Genomic DNA, 4,126 nt, shown 5'->3' on the forward strand with positions numbered 1-4,126 from the left:
AAGCGGGCACCGAGCGCCCGTTCACCGGCGAGTACACCGACACGACGGCCGAAGGTATCTACCAGTGCCGGGCCTGCGGAGCCGAGTTGTTCCGCAGCACCGAGAAGTTCGAATCCCATTGCGGCTGGCCGTCTTTCTTCGATCCGGCCGACTCGGACGCCGTGATCCTGCGGTCCGACGACTCGGGCGGCATGCACCGCGTCGAGGTGGTGTGCGCCAACTGCCACAGCCACCTTGGGCACGTCTTCGAGGGCGAGGGCTATCCCACGCCGACCGACCAGCGTTACTGCATCAACTCGATCTCGCTGAAGCTGGTGCCCGCCGGAGGTTAGGGCAGGCGGGCGACGAGTTCCTCGACGCCCACGCGCGGACCCGTGAAGAACGGCGTCTCCTCGCGGACGTGTCGCCGAGCATCGGTGTAGCGCAGCTTCCACATCAGCTCCACGATGCGGCCAAGGTCCGGTCCCTCGAACGCCAGGATCCACTCGTAGTCGCCGAGCGCGAACGCGGGCACGGTGTTGGCCCGGACGTCCGGATACTCGCGACCCGCCACCCCGTGCTCGACGAGCATCTTGCGACGCTCGTCATCGGGCAGCAGGTACCAGTCCAGGGAGCGGACGAACGGATACACGCACAGGTAGTCGCCTGGGTCCTCGCCTGCGATGAACGCGGGCACGTGGCTCTTGTTGAACTCGGCGGGCCGATGCAACGCCACCACGCTCCAGACTGGATCGCTGACCAGACCCAGCGGCGTGCGGCGGAACCCACGGTAAGTCGCCTGCAGGTCTTCGATCCGCTCGGCGTGCGTCCAGATCATGAAGTCGGCGTCGGCCCTGAAGCCGGCCACGTCGTACAACCCTCGCACGACGACACCGTGTTCCTCCTGCTGCTTGAGGAACGTCGCGGTGTCGTCGACGACCGCGGCGCGATCCTCCCCCAGCGCTTCCGGTTGCACGGAGAACACCGAGATCATCATGTATCGCTGCATGGAGTTGAGGGCGTCGTAGTCGAGCTTGGCCATGAGACCTATCGTGCCACGCCCGACGTCGTCAACGCGGCGGCCGCCCTGGTGCCCGACGCCACACAGGCGGGCACACCGATGCCGTCGAGGTAACCGCCCGCGACCGCCATCGTCGGCGGCAGGCCGGACCGCACCGTGGCGACCACCCCAGCGTGCCCCGGCCCGTATTGCGGCATGGCGTCTATCCAGCGCTGCACGCGGCAGTCGACCGGCTCGGAGTTGACGCCGAAGACCGTCGAGAGATCCTCGGACGCCCACGCCAGGAGCTCCTCGTCGCCCACGTCGCGGGCCACGGTGTCGCCGAACCGCCCGAACGACAACCGCACCAACTCCACGTTGCCCTGCCGCCCCCACTTGCGCGACGTCAGCGTCATCGCCTTCGAGTGCAGCCGTTCGCCGCCTGCCACCAGCACGCCCGACTGCTCCGGCAGTGGGGTCCCGCCCGGCAGCGCCAGCACCACCAGCGCCGACGACGCAGTCTGGATGCGCTTGGCGGCGGCCGCCGAGCTCGGCGCGACACCCTCGATCAGCCGCGGAAGCCGGGGTGCTGGCACCGCGAGCACCACCCCGTCGGCATGCCAGTGACCGCCTTCGTCATCGACCAAACTCCAGCCTGCGCCGTCGCGCCCGACCCGCTCCACGGAAACCTGAACCCAGTCGAAGGCGGCCCGCCGGACCAGGGCATCGAGCAGCACCGCGTAGCCGCCGTCCACGGCCCCGAACACCGACCCGCTCAGCGGCGGGGGCAGCGCTTCGCGGACGGCGTCGGTGAGATTGCGCGCGCCTCGATCGAGCGCCGCCGCCAAAGTCGGTGCGGCCGAACGCATCCCGATGGTCGCCGATGAGCCCGCGTAAACCCCTGCGAGCAGCGGGTCGACCGAACGGGCCACCACCTGCGCGCCGAAGCGGTCGCCGATCAATTCCGCGACCGTGGGGTCCGCGCCGGGCCGCCACGAGAACGGCCGTTCGCGCTCGGCGGCGATTTGCGCGACCGTCGCATCGTCGACCAGACCTGCGACCGACGACGCGTGAGCGGGGATGCCCTGCAGCGTGCCCTGCGGCATCGGGTGTAGCCGACCCTCGCTATAGATCAGCGGTCGCACACCGGTCGTGCCGATCTGCCGGTTGGCCAGACCCAACTCGGCGAGCAGCGCCGACACCTCGGGGCGTCGTGCGATGAAGGCTTCGGCGCCGACGTCCACCAATTGATTGCCGATGCGTTCCGTGCGAAGCACCCCGCCCAGCCGGTCCGCGGGGTCGAAGACCGTGATCGACGCATCGGGTCCCGCAGCGATGCGCAGCCGATGGGCGGCCACCAACCCTGAAATGCCACCCCCGACAACACAATAGGCTGCTGTCACAACGAGTGCACCAGCGCTACTGCTTCGGTGACGATGCCCGGATCGGTCGGCGGCAGCACGCCGTGTCCCAGGTTGAACACGTGGCCTGCGGCCCCCGCGTCCACGGCCCGGCGGCCATCGTCGACGACGTTGCGCACCGCACGCTCGACCACCGGCCAGCCCGCGAGAAGCACCACCGGGTCCAGGTTGCCCTGCAAGGCGACACCCGGCCGGACCCTGGCGGCGGCGTCGGTGAGCGAGGTACGCCAGTCGACGCCGACGACGGGTTTGTCCCCCACCGACACCGCCTCCGACATCGCGCCGAGCAGTTCGGCGGTACCGACCCCGAAGTGCGTCATGGGCACCCCCTCGACGGCAAGCGCGTCGAACACCCTGGCGCTGTGCGGCAGCACGTAGGTGCGGTAGTCGGCCAACGACAGCGTGCCCGCCCAAGAGTCGAACAATTGAATCGCGTCGACGCCGGCGTCCAACTGGGTGCGCAGAAAGCCGATCGTGACGTCGGTGAGCGCGGTCATCAGCGCGTGCCAGACGTCGGGCGCCCCCAGCATCATCGCCTTGGTGCGCTCGTGGTTGCGGCTGGGCCCGCCCTCCACCAGATAGGAGGCCAACGTGAAGGGAGCTCCCGCGAAACCGATCAGCGGCACGTCACCCAGCGCGGCCACCAGCAGTGATACCGCCTCGGCGACCGGCGCGACGTCGTCACGCTCGAGCGGCCTCATCGCCGCGACGTCGGCGGCGGTGCGAATCGGCTGCGCGATGACCGGCCCCACGTCGGGAACGATGTCCAGGTCGATGCCCGATGCCCGCAGCGGTACCACGATGTCGGAGAACAGAATGGCTGCGTCGACGCCGTGCCGACGCACCGGTTGCAACGTGATCTCGGTGATCAACTCCGCATCGAAGCACGCCTGCATCATCGTGCTCTTTGCCCGCAACGCCCGATACTCGGGAAGGGAACGGCCAGCCTGCCGCATGAACCACACGGGGACACGGGTCGGCTTCCGGCCTGCGGCCGCGGTCAGGTAGGGCGACTCGGGCAGGTCACGACGGGTACTCATCGGCACCCATGCTGCCATGCAGCAACGCTACGGCGCGCCTTCGCTACCCCCTGCCCGAATCAGCTAGCGTCAAACCCATGACCACCGTCGAGCCGGCTCAGTTCCGGGCCGCGGTGGAGGCAATGAACGCCGCCACCGTCCGGCCCGAGATCGAGCTCGGCCCGATCCGTCCACCGCAGCGTCTGGCGCCCTACAGTTACGCGCTCGGTGCGGAGGTCCGTCATCCCGAGACGGCGATCGTTCCCGAACGATCCGAGGGCGATGCGTTTGGTCGGCTGATCCTCCTGCACGACCCCGAGGGTGCGGAGGCCTGGGACGGCACGATGCGCCTGGTGGCCTACATCCAAGCCGACCTGGACTCCACCGAAGCCGTCGACCCGCTGCTTCCCGAGGTGGCGTGGAGTTGGCTCGTCGACGCACTGGCGTCGCACGAGGACCACGTCACCGCGTTGGGCGGAACCGTCACGGCAACGACATCGGTGCGCTACGGCGACATCTCTGGCCCCCCGCGGGCCCATCAACTGGAGCTACGCGCATCGTGGACGGCGACGAACCTACAACTGGGACCCCATGTGCAGGCCTTCTGCGAGGTGCTGGAGCACGCCGCGGGTCTACCTCCCGCCGGGGTCACCGACCTGGGCGCCCGTACGCGCGCGTGACATGACGGACGGCCTGGATGCCGGGGA

The 4,126-nt window shown here is 69.2% G+C and carries 5 protein-coding genes; 2 read left to right on the forward strand and 3 right to left on the reverse strand.

The window, feature by feature from the left end; genetic code table 11:
* On the forward strand, positions 1–332 hold a 332-nt coding region (gene msrB, locus QOD90_RS06580), incomplete at its 5' end, for a peptide-methionine (R)-S-oxide reductase MsrB (protein WP_526347863.1).
* Here msrB and hemQ read toward each other — a convergent pair.
* The 3 genes from hemQ to hemE are packed head-to-tail and all read right to left on the reverse strand — an operon-like array spanning position 329 to position 3,440.
* A complete protein-coding gene (gene hemQ / locus QOD90_RS06585; RefSeq protein ID WP_526347865.1) occupies positions 329–1,021 on the reverse strand; it encodes a hydrogen peroxide-dependent heme synthase in 693 nt (230 codons plus the stop codon). The two genes, msrB and hemQ, sit on opposite strands and share 4 nt — an antisense overlap.
* A 5-nt stretch (positions 1,022–1,026) precedes the next feature.
* Entirely contained in the window at positions 1,027–2,382 is a 1,356-nt protein-coding gene (locus QOD90_RS06590; protein ID WP_526347867.1) for a protoporphyrinogen oxidase, read from the reverse strand.
* Positions 2,379–3,440, reverse strand: coding sequence for a uroporphyrinogen decarboxylase (hemE, locus tag QOD90_RS06595; protein WP_526347869.1), 1,062 nt, complete (start codon positions 3,438–3,440; stop codon positions 2,379–2,381). The genes QOD90_RS06590 and hemE overlap by 4 nt, the downstream gene beginning before the upstream one ends.
* A gap of 77 nt (positions 3,441–3,517) precedes the next feature.
* Here hemE and QOD90_RS06600 point away from each other — a divergent pair, with 77 nt between their 5' ends.
* Complete coding sequence (locus QOD90_RS06600) at positions 3,518–4,099, forward strand: DUF3000 family protein (RefSeq protein ID WP_526347871.1); 582 nt, start codon at positions 3,518–3,520, stop codon at positions 4,097–4,099.
* Positions 4,100–4,126 lie beyond the last annotated feature (27 nt).

Source organism: Mycobacterium sp., assembly GCF_032161845.1.
Taxonomy (GTDB): domain Bacteria; phylum Actinomycetota; class Actinomycetes; order Mycobacteriales; family Mycobacteriaceae; genus Mycobacterium.

Excerpts from the sequence above, each read along its gene's own strand:
- hemQ (WP_526347865.1), bottom strand. The coding sequence starts at position 1,021 with ATGGCCAAGCTCGACTACGACGCCCTCAACTCCATGCAGCGATACATG.
- hemE (WP_526347869.1), bottom strand. The coding sequence starts at position 3,440 with ATGAGTACCCGTCGTGACCTGCCCGAGTCGCCCTACCTGACCGCGGCC.
- QOD90_RS06600 (WP_526347871.1), top strand. The coding sequence starts at position 3,518 with ATGACCACCGTCGAGCCGGCTCAGTTCCGGGCCGCGGTGGAGGCAATG.